We start from the raw sequence: 25833 nt of genomic DNA on the forward strand, positions 1-25833 counted from the left end.
GCCGCCGCTCCGTTCTGTGGCGCCTAGTTGAGGACGTTGGCGCCGTCGCTCATGTAGACGTAGACGCGGCTGAACTTGCCGTTTTCCAGGTAGAAGAAGTTCGCGTTCGTGAGGGTGATCTCGTTGCCGTCGTTGTCGGTCAGTTCGACGGTGAACTGGCTGGCTACGCGGTTGTTGTCCGGGTCGGCGACGTGGCGGAAATGGATGTGGCGCATGTGTCGCCTGTAGTTCTCGAACAGTTCCACGTACATCTGGCGGATGCCCTCGTCGCGGCCGGTGTGGACGGCGTGGGCGGACTGGATGGTGAATACGGCGTCCTCGTTGAAGAGGGAGAGCACGCCGTCCATGTCGTAGTCGTCGACGGCGTTGAAGTAGCGCTCGACCATGTCGACGAGGTAGCCGTAGGTGATGGTGCCGTTGTGGGTGCTCGGTGCCAGGAAGCTGCTCATTCGGTTTCCTCCTTGCGCGGGGCGGGGAAGGGGCCGGCGCGGCCTAGTAGGGCTTGGAGCGGGCTGTTCAGGCGGTCGGCTAGCCAGGTTGCTGTTTCTGTGAGGGGGGCCATTTCGATGCCGGTTTTGATGCCGGTTCGGTCTAGGGCGTAGACGAGGTCTTCGGTGGCTATGTTGCCGGTGGCGGCGGGGGCGAAGGGGCAGCCGCCGAAGCCGCCGGTGCTCGCGTCCAGGGCGGAGACGCCGTGGTCCAGGGCGGTCAGGGCGTTCGCGTAGCCGGTGTTGCGGGTGTTGTGGAAGTGGCAGCGGAGCGGGATGCCGGGGGCTATTTCGGCGGCTCCGTCCAGGAGTGCTTTGACCTGGGCTGGGACGCCTACGCCGATCGTGTCGGCTATAGCTATTTCGTCTGGGGCGCTTTCCGCTACCCGGCGGATCAGGTCCAGGACGTGGGCGGTGGGTACTTCGCCCTCGAAGGGGCAGCCGAAGGCGGCGGCTATGGTGACCGTTCGGTAGAGGCCGGCGGCGCGTGCGTCTTCTGCTATTTGGGCCCAGTTTTGGAGGCCCTCTTCCACTGAGCAGCCCTGGTTGCGTTGGCTGAATTCGTCGGTTGCGACTACTACTACGTTGACCTCGTCGACGGAGGTGGCCAGGGCGCGGTCCAGGCCGCGTGGGTTCAGGACCAGGCCCGCGTATTTCACGCCGGACGGCCGGGGGACGCGTTCCATCACCGCTTCGGCGTCCGCCATCTGCGGGACGCGTTTCGGGTGGACGAAGCTCACCGCCTCGATCCTCCGCAGCCCGGCCGCGATGCTCCGCTCGATCAGCCGCACCTTGTCGGCGGTCGGGAGGATCGCGGACTCGTTCTGCAGCCCGTCCCGGGGCCCGACCTCGATGACTTCGACCTTCGCCATGGACGCCCTCTTGTATGCAAACTGGAGTGACTCTCGAAGATTCTTCCAGGTAGAACCCTTGTGTCAACCAGGAGGATTGCCTATGTTGCATGCAATCACCGGTCAGGGGAGGTTCGGATGGTCCTTGCCGTGGACCGCGTCTACGAGCGGTTGCGCGCCGACATCCTGAGCGGCGTCCATCCGCCGGGGGCGCGGCTCGGGGAGGCCGAGCTGGCCGAGGCGACCGGGTCGTCGCGGACGCCCGTCCGGGAGGCGCTGCGCAGGCTGGAGGTCGAGGGCCTGGTCGAGGTGCTGCCGCACCGCGGCGCCCGCGTCCCGGACTGGTCGCCCGAGGACCTGGACGAGATCTACGACCTGCGCATGCTGCTGGAGGGCGCCGCCGCCCGCCGCGCCGCCACCCGGATCGAGGCGAAGGACGCCGACCGCATGGACGAGTTGTGCGGCCTCATCGAGCGTGCCGCCGCGCCAGGCGACCGACAGGACCTTGACCGGGTCGCCGAGCTGAACGCCGAGTTCCACGGCATCGCCCGCGCGGCCGCCGCGAGCAACCGGCTCGTCACCATGCTCAACGCCGTGGTGCAGCTCCCGCTGGTGATGCGCACCTTCCACCGCTACTCGCCGGACGACCTCACCCGGAGCTGCGCCCACCACCGCGAGCTGGTCGCCGCGCTGCGCGCGAGGGACGGGACGTGGGCCGAGTCCGTGATGCGCGCCCATGTGCTGGCGGCCAAGGCCGTCCTGCTCCGCGACCCCCCGTCCTGACCCCCACCGGAAACGAGGATCGATGTCCGAAGATGCCCGCGGCCCGCTCTCCGACCTGCGCGTCGTGGAGATGGGACAACTGCTCGCCGGTCCGTTCTGCGGGCAGCTCCTCGGCGACTTCGGCGCCGAGGTCGTCAAGCTCGAGTCGCCGGGCGCCGGCGACCCGATGCGGCAGTGGGGACGGGAGAAGCCGCACGGCAAGTCGCTGTGGTGGCCGGTCGTCGCGCGCAACAAGAAGTCGGTCACGTGCAACCTGCGAACGGAAGAGGGCCAGGATCTCGCGCGGCGGATCATCGAGAAGGCCGACATCGTCGTCGAGAACTTCCGCCCGGGGACGCTGGAGCGCTGGGGCCTCGACTTCGACCGGCTCCGTGAAGCGAACCCCGGGCTGGTGCTGGTGCGCGTGTCCGGGTTCGGGCAGAGCGGGCCGTACGCGCCGCGCGCCGGGTACGGGTCGATCGGTGAGGCGATGGGCGGTATCCGGTACGTGACGGGAGATCCGGGGAACGCGCCGTCCCGCGCCGGGATCTCGCTCGGGGACTCGCTCGCCGCCGTGTTCGCCACGATCGGCGCGCTCGTCGCCGTCCACAACAGGGAGCGGACGGGGCGCGGCCAGGTCGTCGACTCCGCCATCTACGAGGCCGTGCTCGCGATGATGGAGTCGCTGCTCCCGGAGTGGGCCGTGGCCGGTTACCAGCGGGAACGCACCGGGTCCGTGCTGCCGAACGTGTCGCCGAGCAACGTGTACCCGACGAAGTCCGGCGAGATGATCCTGATCGCCGCGAACCAGGACACGGTGTTCGCGCGGCTCGCCAAGACCATGGGACGTCCCGAGCTGAGCGCCGACCCGCGCTTCGCCGGGCACGCGGAGCGCGGTCGGAACATGGCCGAGCTGGACGAGCTGATCGCGGCGTGGTCGGCCACCCTCGACACCGAGGCGCTGCTGGACGAGCTGCACGCGGGCGGCGTCCCGGCGGGCCGGATCTACACCGCCAAGGACATGTTCGACGACCCCCACTTCGCCGCCCGCGAGGCGATCGTGCGGCTCGTCCACCCCGACTTCGGCGAACTGCCGATGCACAACGCGTTCCCCAGGCTCAGCGAGACGCCCGGGTCGGTGCGGCACCCCGGCCCGGCGCTCGGCGAGCACAACCGGGAGGTGTACGGCGGCCTCCTGGACCTTTCCGACGACGAGATCGACGCGCTGACGGAGCGCGGAATCGTCTGACCCACCGGGAGACGGCATGGGATATCGGCTAGGCGTCGACGTGGGCGGCACGTTCACCGACGTGCTGCTCGTGGACGAGGAGACCGGCGTCAGCCACCGGGCGAAGACGGCGTCCACCCCGGCGGACCAGTCCGAAGGCGTCCTCAACGGCATCCGCAAGGTGTGCCGGGACGCGGGGATCGGCCTGCCCGAGGTGGCGCACGTCCTGCACGGCACGACGGTGGCGACGAACGCGATCCTCCAGGGCAGGGGCGCGCGGGTCGGGCTGGTCACGACCGAGGGGTTCCGCCAGGTGCTCCAGATCGCCCGGTCGTTCGTGCCGGGCGGGCTCGCCGGGTGGATCATCTGGCCGAAGCCGGAGCCGCTCGCGAAACTGGAGCACACCGTCGAGGTTCCGGGCCGGATCGGCGCGGACGGCGCGGAGGTCGCACCGCTGGACGAGGACCGCGTCCGGGACGCCCTGCGCCGCCTCGCCGGGCAGGGCATCGAGGCCCTCACCATCTCGCTGATCAACTCGTACGCGAACGACGCGCACGAAAGGCGGGTCGCGGAGCTGGCGGCCGACGAGCTGCCGGGCATCCCGGTGTCGCTGTCGAGCCGCGTCCTGCCGGAGATGCGGGAGTACGAGCGGACCGTCACGACCGTGGCGAACGGCTACGTCCAGCCCGAGGTGTCCCGGTATGTACGAAACCTGGACCGTTCCCTTACCGGCAGCGGGATCGCGGCGCCGCTGTCGGTGCTGCGCAGCGACGGCGGGCTGAGCCGCGCCGCGAAGGCGGCCGAGGACCCGGTGGCGCTGCTCCTCTCCGGACCGGCGGGCGGCGTGACCGGCGCGGTGTGGTTCGCCGAGCAGGCCGGTTTCCGCGACTTCCTCACCTTCGACATGGGCGGGACGTCCACCGACGTCGCGCTCGTCCTTGGCGGACGTCCGCGCATCGGCCGGGAGACGACGGTCGGCGACCTGACCGTGCGGGCGACGAGCGTGGACGTCCGCACGGTCGGCGCGGGCGGCGGGTCGATCGCGCACGTCCCCGAACTGACGAAGGCGCTGCGGGTCGGCCCGCAGTCGGCGGGCGCCGACCCGGGGCCCGCGGCATACGGGACGGGCGGCACCGAGCCCACCGTGACGGACGCGAACGTCGTCCTCGGCTACCTGCCGCGCGAGCTGGCGGGCGGCGAGATCGAACTCGACGTCGAGAGCGCCCGCAAGGCCGTCCGGACCGTGGCCGACGCGATGGGCCTGCCCGGCGTCGAGGCGGCTGCGACCGGGATCATCGACATCGTCAACGAGAACATGCTCGGCGCGCTGCGGCTGATCAGCGTCCAGCAGGGCTTCGACCCGCGCGAGTTCGCGCTCGTGTCGTTCGGCGGGGCCGGGCCGCTGCACGCCAACGCGCTCGGCAGGCTGACCGGGTCGTGGCCGGTGATCGTGCCGCCGTCGCCGGGCGTCCTCTGCGCCTACGGCGACGCGACGACCTGCGCCCGCGACGAGAGCGCCCGCACGATGGTCCGCCGCTTCTCCACCCTGGACGACGCCGAACTGCGCACCGCCCTCCTCGAACTCGCCGACTCCGCCGCGCGACGGCTGGAGGACGAGGGCGTCCCGCGCGCCGACCAGACCGAGACGTACCAGATCGACCTGCGCTACCACGGGCAGGGCTTCGAGATCCCCGTCGAGGTCGACCGCGAGGCCGTGGACGGCGACCTGCTCGCCGAACTCGGCGCCGCGTTCGACGCCGAGCACGAGCGGCTGTTCTCGTTCCTGCTCGGCAACGAGCGGGAGGTCATCAACCTGCGCGTGACGGTGAGCGGGCCGCGTCCCGAGGTGGCGTGGCGGACGCTCCCCGAAGGGACGGGCGACCCGTCCGGCGCGCTCGTCCGCGAGACCGAGGTGTGGATGGACGGCGCCCCCGCCCCCGCCCGCATCTACGACCGTTCCAAGCTGCTCGCCGGGGACGTCGTGACCGGCCCCGCCGTCGTGACCGAGATGGACTCCACGACGCTCGTCCTGCCGGGGCACGCCGCGACCGTCCACCCGAGCGGCAGCCTGCTGATCCGTCCGCTGACCGAGGAGGGCTGATGGCCGAGATCCTGCAGAGCGACGCCGAGCCGATCGGCCGGGTCGACATCGACCCGGTCACGCTCGACATCATCGAGAACGCCCTGCGCAACGCGCGCCACGAGATGGACGAGGTGCTGTTCCGCACCGCCCTGTCGCCGGGCATCCGCGAGCAGCACGACGAGTTCCCGCTGATCGCGGACCCGTCCGGGAAGATGGTCGTCGGGCAGTTCGGGCTGTCCGTCCCCGACTTCCTGGAGAACTTCGACGGGACGATCGGCGAGGGCGACATCCTCATGACGTCCGACCCGTACGCGTGCGGCGCGGCGATCAGCCACGCGAACGACTGGCTGCTCGTCGTCCCGATCTACCACGAGGGGCGGCTCGTCGGCTGGTCGTCGATGTTCGGGCACATGTCGGACGTCGGCGGCAAGACGCCCTGCTCGATGCCCGCCGACGCCCGCACCATCTACGAGGAGGGCGTGGTCGTCCCGCCGTTCAAGCTCTACGAGGGCGGCGAGCTGAACGAGGACGCGCTGCGCATCATCCTCAACCAGGTCCGCATGCCCGACTGGAACCGCGCCGACCTGAACGGCCTCGTCGCGGCGTGCACGACGGCGGCGCGGCGCGTCCGGGAGCTGTGCGACCGGTTCGGCGTGGAGACGTACCTGTCCGCGCTGGACGCCCTCCTCGACCGCAACTACCAGGCGATGAAGGTCCTCCTCGCCGCCCTGTTCGAGGACGGGAGGACGCTGGAGTTCGCCGACTACATCTGCGACGACGGCTGCGGCTACGGCCCGTACGAGCTGAAGATCTCGCTCACCCGGCACGGCGAGAAGATCCACCTCGACTTCTCGCACGCCGCGCCGCAGGCCGTGGGCCCGGTCAACTACTTCATCAACGAGAACCTCGTCCGGATGTTCTTCGGCATCTACGTGATCACCGTCGCGGACCCGCAGATCCTCTGGAACGACGGCTTCTATCCGCTGATCGACGTCACGATCCCCGAGGACTCGTTCTGGAAGCCGCGCAAGCCCGCCGCGCTCAACGCCCGCAACCACGGCATCGGCCGCGTGTTCGACCTGTTCGGCGGGCTGCTCGGGCAGACCAACCCCGACATCCTGAACGCGGCCGGGTTCTCGTCGTCGCCGCACTTCATGTACTCGGGGCACTACACGTCCGGGGAGCGGGCGGGCGAGTGGTTCCAGCTCTACTCGATCGGGTTCGGCGGCGTGCCGGGACGCCCGGTCGGCGACGGCCCGGACGGGCACTCGCTCTGGCCGTCGTTCGTCAACATCCCCTGCGAGTACCTGGAGTCGTACTACCCGCTGCGCGTCGAGCGGTGGGAGACGATCGCCGACTCGGGCGGCGCGGGCCTGCACCGGGGCGGCAACGGCGTCGACGTCGCCTACCACTTCGAGGAGCCCGGCACGATCGCGATCCACGACGACCGCTGGCTCACCTACCCGTGGGGCGTGAACGGCGGACGTCCCGGCGACCGGGGCCGCAAGTGGATCGACCGCGCGGACGGGACGCGCGAGGTGCTGCCCAGCAAGATCCACGACGTCCCGGTCGCGCCGGGCGACGTGCTCCACTTCGTGACGTGGGGCGGCGGAGGGTGGGGCGACCCACTCGCCCGTCCCGCCGAACTGGTCGCGCTTGAGGTGCTGCGCGGGCTCGTCACCCCGGACGGTGCCCGCGACGGCTACGGCGTCGTCTGCACCGAGGACGGCGTGCTCGACGTGGCCGCGACCGAGGCCCTGCGCGCTCAACGAGCGGCCGAGCGGACGGAGATCCCGGTGTTCGACATGGGCCCGCCGCTGCCGGAGATCCTCGCCAACTGCGAGGCGGAGACGGGCCTGCCCGCGCCCCGCCCGCCGGTCGACGTCCGGTCGGCGGAGGCGCTGCGGAGATGACCGATCTCGCGGCTGATTACCGGGAGTCCGGGTTCGCCGGGCGGGTCGGGTGCGGGCGGTCGCCGGCGGTGCTGGTGGTCGACCTCGTCCGCGCCTACCTGGTGGACGGCTCGCCGCTGCGCGCCCCCGTCGAGGACGCGGCCGCCGCGTCCGTGACGCTGATCGGCGCGGCGCGGGCGGCGGGCCTGCCGGTGCTGTTCACCCGCGTCGCGTACCGGCCGGGGAGTGCGGACGGCGGCCTGTTCCGCCGCAAGATCCCCGCGCTGCGCGTGTTCGAGGAGGGGAGCCCCCTCGGCGAGTTCGCCGAGGGGGCCGCCCCCGCCCCGGGCGACACGGTCGTCACGAAGCAGTACGCGAGCGCGTTCCACGGGACGTCCCTGTCCGCGACGCTGACCGCGTCCGGGATCGACACGCTGCTGATCTGCGGGCTGACGACCAGCGGGTGCGTCCGCGCGACGGCGACCGACGCGCTCCAGCACGGGTTCCGCCCGCTGGTCGTGGACGAAGCCTGCGGCGACCGCGACCGCCGCCTGCACGAGGCGAACCTCCTCGACCTGGAGGCCAAGTACGCCGACGTCCTGTCCCTGGACGAGGCGCTCACCACGATCAAGGAGGTGCCCGGCCGATAGGCTCCCTCGGATGGGGGACGAGGATGGGACGCTTCCGGCCGCGGGCGACATGGAGCCCCGGCGGGTCCACGCCGCGCTGACCCTCCTCGCGGACGGGAGCTGGTGGACGCTCGCGGACCTCGTCCGGGAGACCGCCGCGCCCCGCCGTTCCGTGGAGGCGCTGCTCGCGAGCTTGAAGGTCGAGCGCGCGGGCGACCGGTTCCGGCTGACGGGCGACGTCGGGGAGCTGCTGCGGTACCGGCCGTTCACGCCCGCCGATCCGGTTGAGCATCTGCTGCGCGACCACGCCGGGGTTGTCGAGCGGATGACCGAGCTGATCACCGGTGCGCCGCGCGGTCGGCACGTCCTCGACCATGTCGCCGCGACGCCGGACACGGTGGTGCGCCGGGCGCTGCTGCTCGGCGCGCGGTTCTGGCTGCCCGGCGCGCGGCTGCTCTGTGTCGGCGACCACGACCTGACCTCGCTCGCCGTCGGGCTCGTCCATCCCGAGGTCGAGACCCTGGTCGTGGACGTTGACGAGCGCATCCTCGCCTATATCGACGCCCGCGCCGCCGAGCTGGGGTTGCGCGTGTCGACGCGCTGGGCCGATCTGCGGCTGGGGCTTCCGCCTTCGGCTGCCGAGTACGCGGACCTGGCGATCACCGACCCGCCCTACACTCCGGACGGCGTCGGGCTGTTCGTGGCGCGTGCCGTCCAAGGGCTGCGTGAGCAGGCGCGCGGGCGCGTCCTCCTCGCGTACGGGGCGAGCGACCGGACGCCCGCGCTGGCGCTGAAGGTGCAGAACGCGCTGCGCGACCTGAACCTGGTGTCCGAGGCCATCTATCCGGACTTCAACCGGTACCACGGCGCGGAGGCCATCGGCTCGGCCGCCGACCTGTACGTGCTGCGTCCCACGGCGAAGAGCCTGCCCGCCGCGTCCGCCCGCGCCGACCGGTTCGGCGCCGCGATCTACACGCAGGGCCCGCAGGCGGTCGAGTCGCGGGACCGGTTCGCGCCCTCGGCGGACGACCTGGCCGACCTCCGTCCGGACGTGCTGGTCGGCGACTGGCCGAAGCCGGTGCTGCCGGGCGTGCCGCGCGCCCGGCTGAGCACCTGGCTGGCCAAGCCCTACGCGGCGCGCACGCGCGAGGTCGCCGTCGCGCTGCCCGCCGGGATGGAGCGGGCGCTCGTCCGCGTCCTGCTGGCGGCGCGGGCCGAGCGGGCGCGGGTCGTGCTGGCCGAGCCGCCGGACGTGACGGCGGTCGCCGCCGTGCTTGAGCCGGTGTTCGAGGTGACGGCGGACGGTTCCGTGGTGGAGGCCGTCCGGAGGACGCCGGACGACGACTCCGCGCGGCGCGTCCTGCGGGCGGTGCTGGAGCGGGCGCACGGCAAGGTCGCCAACACCTGGCGGGACGCGCTGATCGACGTCCGGCCGGGGCTGACCAAGCGGCAGGCCCGCGCCCTCGTCGCCGACGCCGCGCACTGGGCGCACGACGTGACGCCGCTGGAACTGCCGCTGCACCGGCTGCGCGAACTGCCGGACGCCGTCCGCGCCTCGCTGTCTTCCTAGGTCAGCGCGGCCAGGGCGCGCAGGGCGCGTTCGCCGCACGGGTCGTCGTCTGTGCTGCAGGGGAGGACGGCGATCTCGTCCACCGCGTAGGACGCGAGCCGTTCGGCCACCTCGTCCGCTGAGCCGATCGCCGCGACCGCGTGGACGAGGTCGTCCGGGACGGCCGCGAGCAGCTCCGCCGGGTGCGGACGGCTCCGCGCGAACGCGACCACGTCCCCGAACCCGGCCTCCTCGAACATCTCCGCGTAGCCGGGCGCGCCGAGGTAGCCGACGACCGCGCGGCGAACCTGTTCACGGGCCTGTTCACGGGCCTGCGCGCCGCCGTCCACGGCCACCGGCACCCAGCCCGCGACCGGCGGGGCCGCCGTGCCGAGCGCGGCGGACTCGTCCCGGAGCCGCGCGGCGAGCCGTCCCGCCGAGGCCGCCGTGACGAGGCTGACCACCATCCGGTCGGCGTGCCGGGCGGCGACCCGGATCGCGGCCGGGCCGAACGCGGCGATCGTGATCGGCGCGCGGGTCGCGGGCAGCCGCAACCGGTAGTCGTGGACGCGGACGACCTTCCCGTCGAGGTCGGCGCGGCCACCGGCGAGCAGCGTCCGCACCGCGGCGGCGGACTCGGCCAGCGCGGCGGGCGGGTCGCGCCGCTCGCGGCCGTGCCAGCGCTCCACGACGTGCGGGCTGGAGCTGCCGAGCGCCACGCCGACCGCGCGCCCGGTCAGGTCGGCGAGCGACGCCGCGCCCATCGCGATCATCACCGGGTCGCGGACGGCGACCGGCAGCGGCCCCGGCGTCAGCGCGATCGCGGACGTCCGCGCGGCGACGGCGGTCGCGAGCGCGAACGCGTCGTAGGTCGCCATCTCGCCGATCCACAGTTCCGGAAAGCCGAGCGCGTCGGCGTGGACGGCGGTACCGAGCGCCTCGCCCGGCGGCCGGTCCTGCCAGAACCCCAGCGACACCGACAGCCTCATAGGGCCCCGCCTTTCTGCGTGCCGGGCCGAGTGGAGCCCGGGATTTGCTGTTCCGCTGCGGTCATCGGGCGGGGCCGCGTGCCGCGTACCTCCAGGCCGCCGTCGCTCGGGAGGACGGCGCCCGTCATGAAGCGCGAGTCGCGCGGGTCGGCGAGCAGGGTGTAGAGCCCGGCGTGGTCGGCCGGGTCGCTGACGAAGCCGAGCGGGATGTGCCGGGCCAGGCCGCCCGGTTCGAGGCGGCGCGTGGCCGTGCCGAGGGCGGACAGGCCGCCGAGCGCCGTGCGGGTCGCGCCCGGCGCGACGCCGTTCACCCGGACGTCCGGCGCCAACTCGTGCGCGAGCTGCCGGATCAGCCCGACGACCGCGTGCTTGGACGCCACGTAAAGCGCCCCGCCGCCGCCCGCGTAAAGGCCGCTGGACGACACCGTGAGAATGACCGTCCCGCCGCTGTGCCGCAATGCCGGAAGGGCGGCCCGCACGCCGAGCAGATAGCCGAGCACGTTCGTCTCGAACAGTTCCGCGAATCCGGCGGTGAGGCGGTCGGCGTCGAGGTCCTCGAAACGGGCCGAGTAGTCGTAGACGCCCGCGTTGCCGACGTAGACGTCGAGCCGCCCGTGGACGTCGAGCGTGCGGGCCACGGACGCGGTGTGCGCGGCGGGCGTCCGGACGTCCCCGACCTCGACCGCGACCCGGTCGCCGTGGTCGCGGACGAGCGCGGCGGCCCGTTCCGCGTCGCGTTCCAGGACGCCGACCCGCGCGCCCTCCGCGACATAGCGGTCGACGACCGCGCGGCCGATGCCGCTGCCGCCGCCGGTCACCAGAGCGACCCGTCCGGCGAGCCGTCCTTCCGTCATCGCTTTTCCTTTTAGAAGAAGGTGTTGATGTTCTTGGCGGGGAGCACGGCGTGCCGCAGGACGACGAGCCGCCGCGCGATGCGCAGCCCGCCGTCGCCGTTCGGGTCGCGGCGCAGCACGTCCTCGCGCCGCCCGTACAGCGTCGCCGCGTCGACGTCCCCCTGGCCCCGGTAGTTCACGACGACCGAGCGTACGAGCAGCTCACCGGCTGTTTCGCCGTCCTCGACCTCGATGTTCGACACGACGTGGAGGTGGCGGGTCGCCGGGTCCTCTGCCCAGGCGGTCGGCGCGGTGAAGCGGGTGACGCGGCGGCGAAGGTCGTCCAGGGCGTCGTCGAAATACGCCATCCGAGACGGCGCGTACGTACCCTCCTTGTCCGACCTTCCGCGGTTCTCGACGCCCGGCACCCAGTAATGCGCGTCCTCGGTGAAAAGGCCGAGCCATTCCGGATAGCGCTCCTCGTCGAGCAGCCGCGCCTCGTACGCGAGGAACGCCTGCACTTCCCAGTACGTCTCCGGTGACGTCATGACGGGACCTCGTCCCAGGTTCCGGCGCGCAGCAGTTCCGACCAGCGCCGGTAGAACGCCCGCTGATTGGCGTCGTTCACCTGGCCGCGATGCACGTTGCCGGGCAGTTCCGGATGCTCGATCGCCGTGTCCGAGCCGAGCCCGTAGTAGAGCCGCTGCCGCCGCGTCACCACGCCCTGGTTGGAGCGGGTCGCCAATTCCCAGTTCTCGCCGTCGTCCATCTCGAAGACGCCGGACGGGGAGAACGTCATCATCGCGCCCTTCCGCCAGGCGTCCTTCACCTCTTCGGGCGCGTCGCGGTTCACCAGCACCCACGTGTGCAGTTCCGTCCGGTGCGGGCCTTTCGGCTGCCACGTCCGGAAGGTGTTCTGGCCGGGCAGGAAGGAGAAGTTCGGGAACACGTTCACCGAGCTGATCGAGCCGACCATCTTCGCGCGCAGCGGCCCGAGCCGCGCGGCGAACCGCGCCTCGTTCGCGCGCAGGTAGTCGATGATCCGCCGGTCCCCGAGCGTCGCGGCGTTGCCGACGCCGTCGTGGTTGAACTCCCAGCAGTGGCCGTTGACGTTGACGTGGTAGCTCTCGGCCGCCTCGTCGCCGCTGAGCTCGGCGACGCCGCGGCCGAGCATCGCCTCCGCGCCGGACGCGTGCGTCCACCCGGCGTGCAGCGCGTCCCCGGCGAAGTTCTCCGCCGCGATCTTCCAGTTGCAGTCCAGGACGGACGTGATCGAACCTCCGGCGAACTCCGTCCCGCCCTCGTCGTTGTCCAGCATGACGTCGAGGTAGAAGGCGAAGTCACCGAGAAAGTCGCGGAGGGATGGCGCTTCCGGGTCGAACGTGGCGAACACCAGACCCTTGTACGTGTCGAGTTGCGCGACGGGCGTGAGCCCTAGTTGGGAGCGGTCGAACGTGGGTTCGCGTCCGAACGCGGCGGACTCGTGTACTCCGGCGAGCCGTCCGTCCAGGTCGAAGGACCAGCCGTGGTAGTTGCACACGAACCCGCGCGCGGTACCCGCCTCCGCCGTGCAGACGCGGTTGCCTCGGTGCGGGCAACTGTTCAGGTAGGCGCCGATGGAGCCGTCCCGCCGCCGGACGACGAGGACGTGGTCCTCGCCCATCCAGGTGGTGAGGAACGACCCGGGCCTCGGCAGCTGCGACTCGTGCGCGACGAACAGCCAGCAGCGGGCGAAGATCCGCTCCAGCTCCAGTTCGTAGACGTCCCGGTCCCAGAAGACGCGGCGGTCGAGCCAGCCGTCGTCCAGGTCGCGGAGCGCCAGCAGATCATCCTTCATGGGAACCCCCGATGTAGGCGACGACCCGGCCGTCCTCCACGGCCGCCGGGTGGACGGCGAGCGCCCTGGTCGCCGGGAAGCACAGCGCCGCGCCCGTCGCGAGGTCGAACTCCGCCCAGTGGACGGGGCACACGACCGTGCGTCCCTCCAGGTCGCCCTCGCTGAGCGACGCCTCGGCATGGGTGCACGTGTCGGCCGTGACGTGGAAGGTTCCGTCGACGTTGGCGACGAGCAGCGGGCCCGCCTCCGGGACGACCACGCGCAGCATCCCGCCCGCCGGGACGTCGCCCGCCGCGCACAGGACGACGCGGCGCCCCGCCCGCGTCATGTCGGCGGGGCTCGTCACGTCAGCGGACATCGGCGGCCTCCAGCGGGACCAGCTCCGCGAACCCGAGGCCCGTGATCCACTCCGGGACGGCCTCGTACCCGATCACGTCGCCCCGGCACGGGCCGACCGCCGACATCGCGGCGACGAACGTCCGGACCTCGAGCGCGCCGTTCCCCGCCTCGGCGAGGATCTCCGCGTCGTCCAGCCCGGCCAGCCCCTCGGTGTCGCCCGCCGCGACCAGGTCGAGGACCTTCCGGTCGAAGCCGGTGTTGAGACGGCCCATCTCGGCCGTCCCCACCCAGTGGCCGATGCCGCCGCTGCCGATCACGACGACGCGCTCGTCCGGCCCGGCCGCCTCGACCGCCTCCCGGACCGCCTCCCCGGCGCGGGCGGCGCGCGGCAGCGGCAGCAGCGGCTCCACCCCGCACGCCAGGTAGACGGGGATCAGCGGCAGCTCAAGCGGCGCCGCGACGAGCTGGTACGGCAGGACGACGGAATGGTCGGCGGTGAACGTCGGCGCCACCGCCCAGTCGACGCCGTTGCGGTGGCCGTGCGCGGCGATGTGCCGGGCGAGCGGCGCGTTGTCCGGCAGCGGGCCGCGGCGCAGGCCGGGCAGCCGCTCGACCGGGCCGTCCAGGTCGCCGGTCGCGATCAGCAGCTGCGGCAGGCAGCCCGGGCCGAACAGGATGTAGTGGTCCGTCCCGAAGATCACGACGGTGGTCGGGTCGAGCGCCGCGAGCCGCCGCGCCACCTCCGCGTACGCCGCGTGGACGCGGTCGCGCACGTCGGCGGGCGGCGCGTCCGGATGCGTGAGCATCATCGGGTCGTGGGGCAGCACGAAGCCGCCGACGACGGTGCCCATGGTCAGTCATCTCCCTTCGTGGCGTGCAGCCGGGGCGTGTCGCCGCGCATCCGGGCCAGGTAGGCCGGGGTGCCGCGCTCGCCGTCGGGCGCGAGCATCAGCCAGAAGCCCCACACGAGCATCGGGTTCGCGCCCCGGGCGGCGAGGCCGCGGACGTCCCGCCCGGTCAGCAGGGCCAGCTCGTCCTCGGTCAGCCGGTAGCGCGCGGCGAACCGGCCGGGCTCTTCGGTGAACGCCTCCCGAGCCCGCCGATCGACGTTCAGGTCATAAAGCGCCTTCTCAACGCCTTCCGCGCTCACGGCAGTCGCCTGGCGAAGTCATGGACGAGGGCGGTGAAGGCGTCGGGGCGTTCTAGTTGGACCCAGTGGCCGCAGTTGCCGAAGACATGCAGTTCGGCGTTCGGGATGGTGCGGGCGAGACGCCAGCCGAGGTCGACCGGGATGACCCTGTCCTCGCGTCCGTGGACGACGAGCGCGGGCTTCGTGATCGTGCTGAGCCGGTCTTCCGGGACGCCCTTGATCTGCGTGTCCGCCGGGCCGGGCTCGGGGATCAGCTTGCGGAAGGCGTCCTGCGCGCCGGGACGGGCGCTCGCCTCGTACCGCGCCTTCACCATCTCGTCCGTGACGAGGCTCTCGTCGTACGGGAACAGGCGCAGGACGCGGCGCATCTCGTCGGGGTCGGGCTCGTAGTGCCAGCCCGCGCGCAGGCCCTCCGTCATCGTGAACGTCCCGGCGGGCGTGCCGAGCAGGACGAGCCCGTCCACCCGGGACGGGTCGCGCAGCGTGGCCGCCAGCGCGAGCCCGCCGCCGAAGCTGTTGCCGACGAGGAGCGCGGACGGGACGTCCACCGCGTCCAGGAACTCGAACAGGTGCCGCACCCAGAGCTTGATCCCGTAGGCCGCGCCGTCGTGGGCGCGCGTCCCGCCGAACCCGGCGATGTCGGGGGCGAGGACCCGGTGCCCGGCCGCGGCCAGCGCGGGCAGCGCGCCCGACCAGTTCGACCACGCCGACACGCCGGGGCCCGAGCCGTGCAGCAGCACGACGGGCCGCCCGGACCCGGCCTCGTGGTACGCGGTCTCGTGCCCGGCCGCGACGACCGTCCGGACCCGGGCGGCCTCGTCGAGGAGCCGACCGTCCACTGCGTCCTCCTATTCGTTCGATCAATCAATTGAATAATTGATACGGACGCTAGCAGCCGGTCCGGCGCGCTGTAAAGCCGATCGATCGGCCGATCGGCCGGTCGGCTAGCATCGGGCCGTGACGCAGGAGAACACGGCGCCGCCCGCGGACAACCGCCGGCGGCCAGGACGCAGGCCCGGCAGCCGCAGCGGAGACTGGGAGGCGAAGCGCCGCCGGATCCTCGACGTCGCCGCCGACGTCTTCTTCGTCCGCGGCTACGAGCGGGGCACCACCAAGGAGATCGCCGAGCGGGCCGGGATGAGCCAGCCGACGATCTACCACTACGTGGGCTCCAAGGAAGTCCTGATGTCGGAGATCGCGCGCCAGGTCGACCGCGACTTCACCGCCGCGCTCGACGAGGCGCTCGACGTCCCCGCCGATCCGGCGACGCAGCTCCGCCGGGTCATCGACGCGTTCGTCCGCTCCCTCGCGCTCAACCAGCGCACGTTCGCCGTGTACTGGAAGGAGTTCCGCTCGCTGCCGAAGGACGTCGGACGCGAGGTCAGCGGGCACGAGCGCGACTTCGTCGTCCGGGTCGAGGAGGTCGTGCGGCGGGCGCAGGACGAGGGCGTCCTGCCCGCCGGGCACCCGACCCGCATCGTCAGCGAGGGCATCCTCGGGATGATGAGCTGGATGCACTGGTGGTACAAGCCGGACGAGTTCGACGCCGACCAGGTGTCCCGCGCGTTCTGCGACCTGATCGGGTTGCCCGCCGCGTCCGAGGACTGACCCGGCGGCGCGCGTCGGCTACGTGTGCGTGACGAGGACCTCCGGGCGCTCCACGCAGTCGGCGACGAAGCGCAGGAAGCCGCCCGCGACCGCCCCGTCGCACACGCGGTGGTCGAACGCGCAGGTGAGCTGCACGACCCGGCGGAGCCGGACCTCGCCCTCGAACGCCCACGGCCGCTCGACGATCCGGCCGACGCCGAGCATCGCGGCCTCCGGATGGTTGATGATCGGGTCGGCGCCGTCCACGCCGAAGACGCCGTAGTTGTTGAGGGTGAACGTCCCGCCGGTGAGGTCGGCGGGGGCGAGGCGGCCGTCGCGGGCCGCGTCCGTCCGCTCACGCAGCTTCCCGGAGAGTTCGGCGAGGGTGAGGCGGTCGGCGTCCCGGACGACGGGCACGACGAGCCCGCGCCCGGTCTGCGCGGCGAAGCCGAGGTGCACGTGCGGAAGCCGGACGATCTCCTCGCGCTCGACGTCCACGTAGGCGTTGAGCTCGGGGAACCGGCGCAGCCCGGCGACGCAGATCCGGGCGAAGAGGGCGAGCAGGCCGACCCGCGCGTCCGGGTCCGCCTTGTTGATGGACTCCTTCAGCTCCACCAGCCGGGTCGCGTCGGCGTCCACCCAGGTGCTCGCGTCGGGGATCTCGCGGCGGCTGCGGGACAGCTTCTCCGCCGCCGCGCGCAGCGGCCCCTTGAGCGGGACGCGCACCGCGCCGTCCTGCGCCTCGGCCTGCTGCGCGGAGGGGCGGGCGGCGGTGATGGCGGCCTCGACGTCGCGGCGGAGCACGACGCCGCCCGGTCCGGTCGGCGGCACGGTGGCGATGTCGATGCCGTGCTCGCGCGCCAGGCGGCGGACCATCGGCGAGATCACCCGGGGGGCGTCCGGCCGCCCGCGCGGTACGGGGGTCCCCGCGGACGGCCGGACGTCGGCTCGGTGGGCTTCGTTCCGCTGGGCCTCGTTCCGGCGGGAGTCGTCGCGGCGGGCGGCGCGGCGGCGGCGTCCGGCCGGGCGGGACGGGCCCGTCCCGTAGCCGACCAGCACGTTCCCCGAGCCGCCCTCGTCGGAGCCCGCATCCGCCGAGCCGTCGACGGCGACGGCGATGAGCGGTTCGCCGACGGTGACGACCGTCCCGGCCTCGCCGTACAGGCGGGTGACCGTCCCCGCGATCGGGACGGGCACCTCGACGGCGGCCTTCGCGGTCTCCACCTCGACCACCGCCTGGTCGACGGCGACGACGTCGCCGACCGCGACCTTCCACTCGACCACCTCGGCCTCCGTCAGGCCCTCGCCGAGGTCGGGCAGCCGGAAGACCTGCTCCGCCAGGGTCGCGGTCACGCGGCACCGTCCAGGTCGAGGTAGCGGGTGTCGGGCTCGTCGTCGCGCTGGAGCCGGTCGAGCGCGTCCAGGATCCGGTCGACGCCGGGCAGGTGGTGGCGCTCCAGCATCGGCGGGGGATAGGGGATGTCGAAGCCGGTCACGCGCAGCACGGGCGCGGCCAGGCTGTGGAAGCAGCGCTCCTGGACGCGCGCCGCGATCTCCGCGCCGACGCCCGCGAACCCGGCCGCCTCGCTGATCACGACGCACCGCCCGGTCTTGCGGACGGACGCCGCGACGCCGCCGTCGTCGAACGGGACGACCGTCCGCAGGTCGACGACCTCCAGGTCCCAGCCCTCGGCGGCCGCGGCCTCCGCCGCGTCCAGCGCGACCGGCACGGACGGCCCGTAGGCGACGAGCGTCGCGTCCGCGCCCGGACGCCGCACCTCCGAGCGCCCGAACGGCGCCGTCCGCACGGGGAGCGCGACGTCCTTCTTCGACCAGTAGAGCTTCTTCGGCTCCATGAAGATGACGGGGTCGGGGTCGTCGATCGCCTCCCGCAGAAGGGAATAGGCGTCGTCCACGGTGGCGGGCGTGACGACCTTCAAGCCTGGGGTGTGCGCGTAGTAGCCCTCGCTGGAGTCGCAGTGGTGCTCGACGCTGCCGATTCCGCCGCCGTAGGGGATGCGGATGACGATCGGCAGTTCGACCCGTCCGCGCGTCCGGTTCCGCATCTTCGCGACGTGCGACGCGATCTGCTCGAACGCCGGATAGGCGAAGGCGTCGAACTGCATCTCGATGACGGGACGGAACCCGCCCATCGCCATTCCGACCGCGAACCCGGTGATGCCCGCCTCGGCGAGCGGGGTATCGAAGCACCGGTCGTCGCCGAACTTCGCGGCGAGCCCGTCGGTCACCCGGAACACGCCGCCGAGCGCGCCGACGTCCTCCCCGAAGACGAGGACGCGCTCGTCCGCCGAGATCGCGTCCCCGAGCGCCGCGTTGATCGCCTGCGCCATGGTGACCGGTACAGGCTCGGGCCCCGTCATGACTGCACCTCCTCGGCTTCGAGTTCGTCCCGCAGGAAGGCGCGCTGCTCGTCCAACTGCGGGGTCGGCGTGCCGTAGACGTGCTCGAACAGCTCCAGCGGCGCGGGGTGGGGGTCGGCGTTCAGCGCGGCGCGCGTGCGGGCGGCGAGGTCCTCGGCCTCGGCGGCGGCCGCCGCGACGTCCTCGTCGGTGAGGTGGCCGCGCCGCCGCAGGTACGCCTCCAGCCGGGCGATCGGGTCGCGGCGCCGCCATTCCTCCGGCTCGGAGTCGGCGCGGTACCGGGTCGCGTCGTCGGCGTTGGTGTGCGATTCGAGCCGGTACGTGTGCGCCTCGACGAGGAACGGCCCCTTGCCGGAGCGGGCGTGCTCGACGGCGGCGGCCAGCACCGCGAGAACGGCGACCGGGTCGTTCCCGTCCACCCTTTCGGAGCGGATTCCGTACCCGACGCCTTTGTACGCCAGCGAAGGGGCCGCGGTCTGCCGCTCCAGCGGGACGGAAATGGCGTACTCGTTGTTCTGCACGAAGAAGACGGCGGGAGCCTTGAACACCGCCGCGAAGTTCAGGGCCTCGTGGAAGTCGCCCTCGCTCGTCCCGCCGTCGCCGACGCAGGCGAGCGCGACGCGCCCCGTCCCCTTGCGCTGCTCGGCGTAGGCCAGCCCGGCGGCGTGGACGGTCTGCGTCGCGAGCGGCGTGCACTGCGGCGCCACCCGGTACCGGTGCGGGTCGTAGCCGCAGTGGGCGTCCCCGCGCAGCAGGGACAGCGCCTCCGCCGGGTCGATGCCGCGCGTCACCAGCGCCACCGACTCGCGGTAGGTGGGGAACAGCCAGTCGCCGTCGTCGAGGGCGAGCACCGCGCCGACCTGGCACGCCTCCTGCCCGTGGCTGGACGGGTACACCGCGAGCCTGCCCTGCTTGGTCAGCGCCGTGGCCTGCGCGTCGAACCGGCGTCCGACGACCATCGCGCGGTAGGCGCGGCGCAGCAGGTCGGGGCCGGGCGCCGGGTAGCGGGGACGCGGCCGGGCCGCCGCCCCCGCGTCGGTGAGGAACCGGACGGGCCGCGCCGAAGGGAGCAGCGACCCGGGACCGCCATCGGACGCCCTGCCGTCGAGCCGGACGTCCGTCATCGCCGTACTTCCCGCCGTGCTTCCCTCATCGGGTCCTGCCCTCCTCAACCAGACGGTGGTAGGAATATGAATCAGGATTGCCATAAGTCTCAATAGCTACACTGATTTGCGGACATCTGGTCGAAACAAGGGGTCAGGATGGACCAACTGTCGTTCGAGCCGCCGTCCGGCCTCGCTCCGGTCGGACGTTCGGCCGCGCCGCTGGACGACGTCGACCGCGCGATCCTGCGGGAGCTGGAGGCCGACGGGAGGCTCTCCATGCGGAGCCTCGCCGAGCGGGTCAGCGTCTCCCGCTCCAGCGTCTACGCGCGGGTGGAGCGGATGGTCGCGGACGGCGTGATCACCGGGTTCGCCGCCCGCGTCGACCCCGTCCGGGCCGGGCTCGGCACGTCCGCGTACGTCCTGATCAGCATCGAGCAGCACTCCTGGCGCGAGGTGACCGAGCGGCTGCGCAAGGTCCCCTACATCCAGCATCTGGCGTTCGTCGGGGGCGACGTCGATGTGATCGTACTGGTCCGTACGCCCGACAACGGCACGCTGCGGGACGTCGTCCTCGCGCGGATCCACGCGGTGGAGGGCGTCCGCTCGACGCGCACCTGGCTCATCTTCGACGAGGCGGCGGGCGGCGGCGGGCTGCACTGATCCGCCCCGCTCCGATCGCGGGTCCGACCAGCGGTTCCTCACGTGTCAACGGGTTTCGAGTGAACAGATGTTGCCCACCGTTCCGCCATTCTCCAGAAGATGTTGACGATTTCCTTGGACGTTTTGGACCGGTTCGGCTTCCGGCCTGCGGTGGTCATATGACGCGCTGACCGCCATTCGGCGGCCGGCCGGTGCACAAGCCTTGCCCGGGCCGCGGACTTAGGGTTAACGTTCAACTACCAGATAGGAAAGTTTCCTATCAGATGGAGTCCGCATGCCCCGCTCCCCTCCATCGCCGGTGACACGGCCGTGCCGTCCCCTGGAGCCGCGGCGCTCCCCGGCCCCGGCAGCAGCCGGGCCGTCTCGCCGCGGGCCGACCGGCCCGAACCACCCCGACCACCCCCGCACGGCCTAGCACCGCGAGAACGCGAGGAAATCGACCACCCCAGATTGGCAAGGACCCCCCGCATGAAGAAGTCAACGCGCAAGCTCGCCGCCATTACGGCCGGCGTCGGAATCGCACCGCTGGTCGCCGTCGTCCTCCCCGCCACGGCGGCCCTCGCGCACGGCTACGTCTCGGCGCCGCTCAGCCGCCAGGCGCAGTGCGCGCAGAAGATCGTCCAGTGCGGAGCGATCCAGTACGAGCCGCAGAGCGTCGAGGGCCCGAAGGGCCAGCGGACGTGCAGCGGCGGCAGCCGGTTCACCGAGCTGAACGACGACAGCAAGCCGTGGAAGGTCACCACCGTCGGCCGGACCGTCAGCTTCACCTGGACGTTCACCGCCCGGCACCGCACCACCAACTACGAGTACTTCGTCGGCGGCCAGAAGGTCGCCACCGTCGACGGCGGGAACACCCAGCCGCCGTCCACCGTGACCCACTCGGTCAACCTCGGCAGCTTCAGCGGCCGGCAGAAGATCCTGGCGGTCTGGAACATCGCGGACACCGGGAACGCCTTCTACGCCTGCGTCGACGTCAACATCCAGTAATGCGCCGATTCCTGCCCCTGCTCGGGGCCGTGCTGCTCACGGCGGGCACCGCGTCCGCCGTCCTGCCGACGACGTCCGCCTCCGCCGCGGACTGCGCCGCCGCATGGAACGCGTCCAGCGTCTATACCGGCGGCGCCAAGGTGTCCTACGGCGGGCACAACTGGTCGGCGAAATGGTGGACGCAGAACGAGAAGCCGGGAAGCGGCACGATCGTCTGGGCCGACCAGGGAACCTGCGGCCCCGTCGATCCCCCCGACGACCCCGGAGATCCCGGCGACCCCGGCGACTCCGCGGATTTCGTGGTGAGCGAAGCCCAGTTCAACCAGATGTTCCCGAGCCGGAATTCGTTCTACACCTACCAGGGGCTCACCGCGGCGATGGCCGCGTACCCCGCGTTCTCCAACACGGGAAGCGACACCGTCAAGAAACAGGAGGCGGCCGCATTCCTGGCGAACGTGAACCACGAGACCGGCGGGCTGGTCTACATCGTGGAGCAGAACACGGGCAACTACCCGCATTACTGCGACGCGAGCCAGCCCTACGGCTGCCCCGCCGGGCAGGCGGCCTACTACGGCCGCGGGCCCATCCAGCTCAGCTGGAACTTCAACTACAAGGCCGCGGGCGACGCGCTCGGAATCGACTTGCTGCACAACCCGTGGCTGGTCGAACGGGACGCGGCCGTGTCGTGGAAGACCGCGCTGTGGTACTGGATGACCCAGAACGGCCCCGGCACCATGACCCCGCACAACGCGATGGTCAACCAGCGCGGATTCGGTGAGACGATCCGCAGCATCAACGGCAGCCTGGAATGCAACGGCGGAAACCCGTCCCAGGTGCAGAGCAGGGTGAACGCCTACAAGAGGTTCACCGAACTCCTCGGCGTCCAGCCCGGCGGCAACCTGACCTGCTGACCGGACGTCGCGGACGCGCCATCCGGACGCTTCGCCGAGAACGACCCGCGCACGGCCACCCCCGTGCGCGGGTCTTTCGCTTTCCCGGAAAGGTCAGTTCCCGGAAAGGTCAGCGGCCGTTCGCGGGGACGTAGAGGCGGATGTCGTCGACGTATGCCTCGCCCTCGTAGTAGTTCAGGTGCGGGTCGCCGATGATGAACGAGTCCGGATAGGCCGAGCCCTTCGGCCATGCGTGCTCGGTGGTGTACGTCCCGGCGGGCCCCTTGTGGACGAGCCGCCGGTCGAACCGCCCGTCGTACTCCTCGGGCGTCTGGTTGTAATGCCAGATCGGACGCCCGTTCTCCACGAAGTCGTGGTGGACGCGCAGCGTCGCCTGCCCGATGTGCCGGAACGGCCCGCTCATTTCGAGCGTGTACCCGGTGCGGTCCCGTTCCACGGCGAACCGGTAGGCGGCCTTCGGCAGCAGTTCCGGCCGGATCTCGGCGCTGGTGAGATGTCCCTCGAACCGGTCGCCGGGCCCGTACGGCTTGTCCATCGAGACGTTTCCGCACCTGGTCTTGATGTAGTACTCGTTGCTGACGTTGTTGTTCGCCGTCTCGCGGAACAGGTCGCCGCGCGGGAACAGCGCGTTCACGCCGTTGAAGGTCCCGTCGAAGGTGCGGTAGATCCGGCCGGTCTTCGGGTCGCAGGTGCCGGCGTTCTTCCAGCGCGCGTCGTCGCTGTAGTAGCCGTCCATGATCACCTTGCGGCGGAAGTGGATGCCCGGGTTGCCGTGCGGCGCGGGGGTCGCGTAGTCGAGGACCGTCAGGTAGTAGAAGCCGTTCTCGCGCGTCACGTCCGGGTAGTCGCAGCGCTTCTTGCCGGGCAGCGCGCCTTGGAACGTCCAGGGATAGCGGGTCTTGCACGGCTCCTTCGTATAGCCGTTGTGGCGGCCGTCGTAGTCGAACGTGCCGTTCCGTTTCCCGCCGAAGTCGATGCCGCGCAGCGTCATCTCCACGCGGTAGTGGCGGGGGAGCGGGCGGGTGGGGCGGATGAGGACGCCCGCGTCCCAGCTCGGCTCCGAGATCCGCCCGACCTTGCGGCCGTCCGGCAGGGTCTTCGTCGACAGCCCGGGACGCGAGTCGGGACGGCCGTCGCGGTCCTTGTCGACGGCGGCGACCTCGGCGGTCAGCCACCCGTTCCGGCCGAACGCGACGCGCTTGCGGAACACGTTCAGCGTCGCGAGCTCCCGCGCGAACAGCGGCCCGCTGATCTTCTTCCAGGCTTCGCCGTCGTCGTCGAACGCGTCCACGTTCCACGGGCTGCGCGGACCCTGCGGGTCGAGGCGCCACGGCGCCCCGTCGACGCGCAGCGGGCGGTCGAAGCCCTCCTGATCGACCAGCCTCCAGCCGTTCCGGGCGGGCTCGGACGGCGTCCTCCCGGTGGCCGTCCCGGTGGCCGCCGCGGGCCAGGCGGCCCCGGCCGCCACGGCGGCCGTGCCCGCGACCACGGCGGTGATCTTCCAGCATCTCCCCATGTCAGCGGACTCTAGGAGGGCCGTGCCGGGGTGCAAGGCGACCGCTGGCGTCCGGCCGGAACTTGCCCGTCCCTTGGCCGACTCGGGGTGGGCGGGGCATGGAAAGGCGCCATGGAAAGGGCCCGGCCGGGGGTCGTCCCGGGCCGGGCCCTCGTCATAGGGGCGCGGTCGCGTCAGAGGTTCTTCGGACGGTACGCCTTGTACTCGCTGCCCGCGTTCAGGCCGTAGTCGCGCGTCCGGTAGTCGGTGCCGTACCGGCCGCGCTGCTCGTACGCCCAGTAGGACGTGTGGTCGTCGTTCGCCCACTTCTCGAAGATGACGACGTGCCGGGTGGTGTTGGTGCCCTGGGCGTCCATCACGAGGTCGCCCTTCTTCAGCTCGGACATCGTGATGCGCTCGGTGTAGCGCGACGACGTCAGGCCGACGGTGTTCGGGCCGGGCTTCGCGAGCCCGAGCGTCATGGCGACGTATCCCGAACAGTCGGTGCGGTAGCCCTGGTAGCTGTTGGTCTGGCTGTAGCGGACGCGCTCGTCGGTGCCGGGGCGCCACGACTTCGCCAGCTCGATGACCCTGTCCCGCTTGGACTTCGAGTCGGTGGTCCTGCTTTCGGACGCCCTGCTCTCGGACGTCGTGGAATCGGACTTCTTCCGGTCCGCCTTCCCGCGGTGGGAGGACGTGCGGCCCGGCTCGCCGCCGTCCGCCTTGCCGCCGGGGACGGTCGCCACCGCGGCGGCCGACTGCGCGGACTCGGAGTCGAACACCCCAGCCTGCGCGGTTCCCGCGATCACGCCGAAGGCGGCGAGACCGACGACCGCGCCCATGATGCGGGGCGTCGTGTTCAGAGTGTCACGGAATTTGTGCAGGGGGTTACGGTTCTTGCCGTGCTTGCCGTTCAAGGGGGCTCCTTCTTCCAATTCGCCTGCCGGGTTAGCTGACGGGTTCGGACGTGGAAGTCGCCCTACGGCCTGCGGACAGGCCGACTCACCCCAGTGCGAGGATGTGGGTCCCCGGCTCCGCGCGAAGGCGGACTCGGCGATGCCGCTGCGATCCACCGGGGCGCGATGGGGCCCCTACGCGGGACCCGGTGTCCCGCGTGCGAAAGAGCGGCGTTTGAGTTGTGGCCCGATGCGACCGGCCCGCCTCGGGGGCCGTGCCGGATGGGGCTCGCGTGTCCGGTGGGACACGAGGGCCAAGAGCGCCTGGAGGGCGCCTTGAGAGCGACAAGCTAACGCAAAGCCTCAAAAGAAGGCAAACTACGACAAAATCTTTATCGACCCAGTTCAACTGGGTCGCGGCCTGGGACGCCGGCCGGGCCGGGCGTCAGCGGGCGGACGGTACGTCCGGCAGGCCGGGCACCCGGCGCGCCTCGCGCCCCTCCGTACGCGGCGCGCTGACCGCGAGATAGAGCAGCGCCATCCCGGCGATCTGGGCGAGGTGGTAGACCGACGTCGGGTCCAGGCCGACGCGGCCGGTGACGTCCGGGTCGATCGCCTTCGCCGCCGCCGCGGCGCCGCTCGCCGCCAGCGCGGCGATCATCGGCCCGGCCATCGGATGGCGCCGGACGGCGGCCCGCCCCCACAGCGCGAGGATGCAGACCATCGTCAGGCTCTCGCAGGCCAGCAGCGCGGTGACGCCCGCGTGCCCGGTGACCGCGAGGACGGCGTACGCGCCGATCCCGATCGAGCGCAGCAGCCAGAACGTCCGGCCGTGGCGGGGGCCGAGCACCTCGGCGACCGTCCCGGCCAGCAGGTAGGACACCGCGACGACGACCATCGCGCTGATCACGGCCCAGCTCGGCCCGTCCAGCGCGGCCGAGTACTTCACGAACCCGTGGTGGACGAACCCGGCGAGCGCCGCCGCACCCGCCCACCAGAACGACGTGCGCCAGTGCCGGTGCGCGCCGGTGCGCCCCAGCCGCGCCGCCAGCGCGACGGTGACCAGGCCGAGCGCGAGATCGGTGAGGGCCGGCGCCGGTTCGGCAAGCATGCCTGCACGGTACCCGGCGTTCCACGGCGAGTTCGCGCGAAATCTTGACTCATTCAAGAAAATGGTCCA

26 protein-coding genes and 1 riboswitch are annotated in these 25833 nt (G+C 72.0%); of the genes, 10 read left to right on the top strand and 16 right to left on the bottom strand.

All coding sequences use genetic code 11. The features are described 5' to 3' along the window. Positions 1-23: 23 nt before the first annotated feature. Positions 24-449 (bottom strand): nuclear transport factor 2 family protein, encoded by a 426-nt coding sequence (locus tag FXF68_RS23750; RefSeq protein ID WP_148762785.1) that lies wholly within the window; start codon positions 447-449, stop codon positions 24-26. Continuing rightward, complete coding sequence (locus tag FXF68_RS23755; RefSeq protein ID WP_148762787.1) at positions 446-1360, bottom strand: hydroxymethylglutaryl-CoA lyase; 915 nt, start codon at positions 1358-1360, stop codon at positions 446-448. The genes FXF68_RS23750 and FXF68_RS23755 overlap by 4 nt, the downstream gene beginning before the upstream one ends. A gap of 117 nt (positions 1361-1477) precedes the next feature. Here FXF68_RS23755 and FXF68_RS23760 point away from each other — a divergent pair, with 117 nt between their 5' ends. Genes FXF68_RS23760 through FXF68_RS23785 form a run of 6 tightly spaced genes read left to right on the top strand, consistent with a single transcriptional unit; the run spans position 1478 to position 9503 of the window. Beyond that, the gene (locus FXF68_RS23760) at positions 1478-2122 is read left to right on the top strand and encodes a GntR family transcriptional regulator (protein ID WP_148762789.1); all 645 of its coding nucleotides are present in this window, start codon (positions 1478-1480) and stop codon (positions 2120-2122) included. A gap of 22 nt (positions 2123-2144) precedes the next feature. Beyond that, a complete protein-coding gene (locus FXF68_RS23765; RefSeq protein ID WP_148762791.1) occupies positions 2145-3350 on the top strand; it encodes a CaiB/BaiF CoA transferase family protein in 1206 nt (401 codons plus the stop codon). 16 nt (positions 3351-3366) lie between these two features. After that, the gene (locus FXF68_RS23770) at positions 3367-5430 is read left to right on the top strand and encodes a hydantoinase/oxoprolinase family protein (RefSeq protein WP_148762793.1); all 2064 of its coding nucleotides are present in this window, start codon (positions 3367-3369) and stop codon (positions 5428-5430) included. Next, on the top strand, positions 5430-7325 hold the full coding sequence (locus FXF68_RS23775) for a hydantoinase B/oxoprolinase family protein (protein WP_148762795.1): 1896 nt from the start codon (positions 5430-5432) through the stop codon (positions 7323-7325). Before FXF68_RS23770 ends, FXF68_RS23775 begins: the two co-directional genes overlap by 1 nt. After that, entirely contained in the window at positions 7322-7954 is a 633-nt protein-coding gene (locus tag FXF68_RS23780; protein ID WP_148762797.1) for an isochorismatase family protein, read from the top strand. The genes FXF68_RS23775 and FXF68_RS23780 overlap by 4 nt, the downstream gene beginning before the upstream one ends. 10 nt (positions 7955-7964) lie before the next feature. After that, a complete protein-coding gene (locus tag FXF68_RS23785; protein WP_148762799.1) occupies positions 7965-9503 on the top strand; it encodes a bis-aminopropyl spermidine synthase family protein in 1539 nt (512 codons plus the stop codon). Here the strand turns inward: FXF68_RS23785 and FXF68_RS23790 are convergent. From FXF68_RS23790 to FXF68_RS23825, 8 genes are read right to left on the bottom strand one after another with little or no spacing between them, the layout of a single operon-like run. After that, positions 9500-10471: an LLM class F420-dependent oxidoreductase gene (locus tag FXF68_RS23790; protein ID WP_148762801.1), complete on the bottom strand. Its 972-nt coding sequence runs from the start codon at positions 10469-10471 to the stop codon at positions 9500-9502. The genes FXF68_RS23785 and FXF68_RS23790 overlap by 4 nt on opposite strands. Next, entirely contained in the window at positions 10468-11325 is an 858-nt protein-coding gene (gene hcaB, locus FXF68_RS23795; protein ID WP_148762803.1) for a 3-(cis-5,6-dihydroxycyclohexa-1,3-dien-1-yl)propanoate dehydrogenase, read from the bottom strand. Before hcaB ends, FXF68_RS23790 begins: the two co-directional genes overlap by 4 nt. Positions 11326-11336: 11 nt before the next feature. Continuing rightward, the gene (locus tag FXF68_RS23800) at positions 11337-11852 is read right to left on the bottom strand and encodes a 3-phenylpropionate/cinnamic acid dioxygenase subunit beta (protein WP_148762805.1); all 516 of its coding nucleotides are present in this window, start codon (positions 11850-11852) and stop codon (positions 11337-11339) included. Next, positions 11849-13141, bottom strand: a complete 1293-nt coding sequence (locus tag FXF68_RS23805; RefSeq protein ID WP_148762807.1) for an aromatic ring-hydroxylating oxygenase subunit alpha — start codon at positions 13139-13141, stop codon at positions 11849-11851. The genes FXF68_RS23800 and FXF68_RS23805 overlap by 4 nt, the downstream gene beginning before the upstream one ends. Continuing rightward, positions 13131-13499 (bottom strand): non-heme iron oxygenase ferredoxin subunit, encoded by a 369-nt coding sequence (locus tag FXF68_RS23810; RefSeq protein ID WP_222870059.1) that lies wholly within the window; start codon positions 13497-13499, stop codon positions 13131-13133. Before FXF68_RS23810 ends, FXF68_RS23805 begins: the two co-directional genes overlap by 11 nt. Continuing rightward, positions 13489-14331, bottom strand: a complete 843-nt coding sequence (locus FXF68_RS23815) for a DODA-type extradiol aromatic ring-opening family dioxygenase (protein WP_148762809.1) — start codon at positions 14329-14331, stop codon at positions 13489-13491. The genes FXF68_RS23810 and FXF68_RS23815 overlap by 11 nt, the downstream gene beginning before the upstream one ends. Positions 14332-14333: 2 nt before the next feature. Further along, complete coding sequence (locus FXF68_RS23820; protein WP_148762811.1) at positions 14334-14630, bottom strand: hypothetical protein; 297 nt, start codon at positions 14628-14630, stop codon at positions 14334-14336. Beyond that, positions 14627-15469 carry an alpha/beta fold hydrolase gene (locus FXF68_RS23825; RefSeq protein WP_148762813.1) on the bottom strand — a complete coding sequence of 281 codons (843 nt, stop codon included), beginning with the start codon at positions 15467-15469 and terminating at the stop codon, positions 14627-14629. Before FXF68_RS23825 ends, FXF68_RS23820 begins: the two co-directional genes overlap by 4 nt. A gap of 118 nt (positions 15470-15587) precedes the next feature. Here FXF68_RS23825 and FXF68_RS23830 point away from each other — a divergent pair, with 118 nt between their 5' ends. Next, on the top strand, positions 15588-16238 hold the full coding sequence (locus tag FXF68_RS23830; RefSeq protein ID WP_148762815.1) for a TetR/AcrR family transcriptional regulator: 651 nt from the start codon (positions 15588-15590) through the stop codon (positions 16236-16238). A gap of 18 nt (positions 16239-16256) precedes the next feature. Here the strand turns inward: FXF68_RS23830 and FXF68_RS23835 are convergent, their stop codons facing one another. Genes FXF68_RS23835 through pdhA form a run of 3 tightly spaced genes read right to left on the bottom strand, consistent with a single transcriptional unit; the run spans position 16257 to position 19722 of the window. Beyond that, positions 16257-17570, bottom strand: a complete 1314-nt coding sequence (locus tag FXF68_RS23835) for a dihydrolipoamide acetyltransferase family protein (protein WP_246178908.1) — start codon at positions 17568-17570, stop codon at positions 16257-16259. Beyond that, positions 17567-18598 (bottom strand): alpha-ketoacid dehydrogenase subunit beta, encoded by a 1032-nt coding sequence (locus FXF68_RS23840; protein ID WP_148762817.1) that lies wholly within the window; start codon positions 18596-18598, stop codon positions 17567-17569. Before FXF68_RS23840 ends, FXF68_RS23835 begins: the two co-directional genes overlap by 4 nt. Further along, complete coding sequence (pdhA, locus tag FXF68_RS23845; protein WP_148762819.1) at positions 18595-19722, bottom strand: pyruvate dehydrogenase (acetyl-transferring) E1 component subunit alpha; 1128 nt, start codon at positions 19720-19722, stop codon at positions 18595-18597. Before pdhA ends, FXF68_RS23840 begins: the two co-directional genes overlap by 4 nt. A 138-nt stretch (positions 19723-19860) precedes the next feature. Between pdhA and FXF68_RS23850 the strand changes: the two genes are divergently transcribed. From FXF68_RS23850 to FXF68_RS23860, 3 genes are all read left to right on the top strand, one after another. Beyond that, entirely contained in the window at positions 19861-20364 is a 504-nt protein-coding gene (locus tag FXF68_RS23850; protein ID WP_148762821.1) for an Lrp/AsnC family transcriptional regulator, read from the top strand. A gap of 468 nt (positions 20365-20832) precedes the next feature. Continuing rightward, positions 20833-21351, top strand: a complete 519-nt coding sequence (locus tag FXF68_RS23855) for a lytic polysaccharide monooxygenase auxiliary activity family 9 protein (protein ID WP_148762823.1) — start codon at positions 20833-20835, stop codon at positions 21349-21351. Beyond that, the gene (locus FXF68_RS23860; protein ID WP_148762825.1) at positions 21351-22262 is read left to right on the top strand and encodes a glycoside hydrolase family 19 protein; all 912 of its coding nucleotides are present in this window, start codon (positions 21351-21353) and stop codon (positions 22260-22262) included. Before FXF68_RS23855 ends, FXF68_RS23860 begins: the two co-directional genes overlap by 1 nt. Positions 22263-22371: 109 nt before the next feature. On the opposite strand, the gene FXF68_RS23865 is transcribed toward FXF68_RS23860, so the two are convergent. The 3 genes from FXF68_RS23865 to FXF68_RS23875 form a co-directional block, all read right to left on the bottom strand. Next, positions 22372-23778: a hypothetical protein gene (locus FXF68_RS23865; protein WP_148762827.1), complete on the bottom strand. Its 1407-nt coding sequence runs from the start codon at positions 23776-23778 to the stop codon at positions 22372-22374. Positions 23779-23951: 173 nt separating this feature from the next. Continuing rightward, entirely contained in the window at positions 23952-24674 is a 723-nt protein-coding gene (locus FXF68_RS23870; RefSeq protein WP_148762829.1) for an NlpC/P60 family protein, read from the bottom strand. Between the two features lie 6 nt (positions 24675-24680). Further along, positions 24681-24823, bottom strand: a riboswitch (cyclic di-AMP (ydaO/yuaA leader). Positions 24824-25098: 275 nt separating this feature from the next. Beyond that, positions 25099-25764 (bottom strand): DUF6962 family protein, encoded by a 666-nt coding sequence (locus FXF68_RS23875; protein WP_148762831.1) that lies wholly within the window; start codon positions 25762-25764, stop codon positions 25099-25101. Between the last annotated feature and the right edge of the window lie 69 nt (positions 25765-25833).

The sequence above is a fragment of the Actinomadura decatromicini genome (assembly GCF_008121305.1).
GTDB classification, from domain to species: Bacteria; Actinomycetota; Actinomycetes; order Streptosporangiales; family Streptosporangiaceae; genus Spirillospora; species Spirillospora syzygii.

Excerpts from the sequence above, each read along its gene's own strand:
- FXF68_RS23750 (WP_148762785.1), bottom strand. The coding sequence starts at position 449 with ATGAGCAGCTTCCTGGCACCGAGCACCCACAACGGCACCATCACCTAC.
- FXF68_RS23755 (WP_148762787.1), bottom strand. The coding sequence starts at position 1,360 with ATGGCGAAGGTCGAAGTCATCGAGGTCGGGCCCCGGGACGGGCTGCAG.
- FXF68_RS23760 (WP_148762789.1), top strand. The coding sequence starts at position 1,478 with ATGGTCCTTGCCGTGGACCGCGTCTACGAGCGGTTGCGCGCCGACATC.
- FXF68_RS23765 (WP_148762791.1), top strand. The coding sequence starts at position 2,145 with ATGTCCGAAGATGCCCGCGGCCCGCTCTCCGACCTGCGCGTCGTGGAG.
- FXF68_RS23770 (WP_148762793.1), top strand. The coding sequence starts at position 3,367 with ATGGGATATCGGCTAGGCGTCGACGTGGGCGGCACGTTCACCGACGTG.
- FXF68_RS23775 (WP_148762795.1), top strand. The coding sequence starts at position 5,430 with ATGGCCGAGATCCTGCAGAGCGACGCCGAGCCGATCGGCCGGGTCGAC.
- FXF68_RS23780 (WP_148762797.1), top strand. The coding sequence starts at position 7,322 with ATGACCGATCTCGCGGCTGATTACCGGGAGTCCGGGTTCGCCGGGCGG.
- FXF68_RS23785 (WP_148762799.1), top strand. The coding sequence starts at position 7,965 with ATGGGGGACGAGGATGGGACGCTTCCGGCCGCGGGCGACATGGAGCCC.
- FXF68_RS23790 (WP_148762801.1), bottom strand. The coding sequence starts at position 10,471 with ATGAGGCTGTCGGTGTCGCTGGGGTTCTGGCAGGACCGGCCGCCGGGC.
- hcaB (WP_148762803.1), bottom strand. The coding sequence starts at position 11,325 with ATGACGGAAGGACGGCTCGCCGGACGGGTCGCTCTGGTGACCGGCGGC.
- FXF68_RS23800 (WP_148762805.1), bottom strand. The coding sequence starts at position 11,852 with ATGACGTCACCGGAGACGTACTGGGAAGTGCAGGCGTTCCTCGCGTAC.
- FXF68_RS23805 (WP_148762807.1), bottom strand. The coding sequence starts at position 13,141 with ATGAAGGATGATCTGCTGGCGCTCCGCGACCTGGACGACGGCTGGCTC.
- FXF68_RS23810 (WP_222870059.1), bottom strand. The coding sequence starts at position 13,499 with ATGTCCGCTGACGTGACGAGCCCCGCCGACATGACGCGGGCGGGGCGC.
- FXF68_RS23815 (WP_148762809.1), bottom strand. The coding sequence starts at position 14,331 with ATGGGCACCGTCGTCGGCGGCTTCGTGCTGCCCCACGACCCGATGATG.
- FXF68_RS23840 (WP_148762817.1), bottom strand. The coding sequence starts at position 18,598 with ATGACGGGGCCCGAGCCTGTACCGGTCACCATGGCGCAGGCGATCAAC.
- pdhA (WP_148762819.1), bottom strand. The coding sequence starts at position 19,722 with ATGACGGACGTCCGGCTCGACGGCAGGGCGTCCGATGGCGGTCCCGGG.
- FXF68_RS23850 (WP_148762821.1), top strand. The coding sequence starts at position 19,861 with ATGGACCAACTGTCGTTCGAGCCGCCGTCCGGCCTCGCTCCGGTCGGA.
- FXF68_RS23855 (WP_148762823.1), top strand. The coding sequence starts at position 20,833 with ATGAAGAAGTCAACGCGCAAGCTCGCCGCCATTACGGCCGGCGTCGGA.
- FXF68_RS23860 (WP_148762825.1), top strand. The coding sequence starts at position 21,351 with ATGCGCCGATTCCTGCCCCTGCTCGGGGCCGTGCTGCTCACGGCGGGC.
- FXF68_RS23865 (WP_148762827.1), bottom strand. The coding sequence starts at position 23,778 with ATGGGGAGATGCTGGAAGATCACCGCCGTGGTCGCGGGCACGGCCGCC.
- FXF68_RS23875 (WP_148762831.1), bottom strand. The coding sequence starts at position 25,764 with ATGCTTGCCGAACCGGCGCCGGCCCTCACCGATCTCGCGCTCGGCCTG.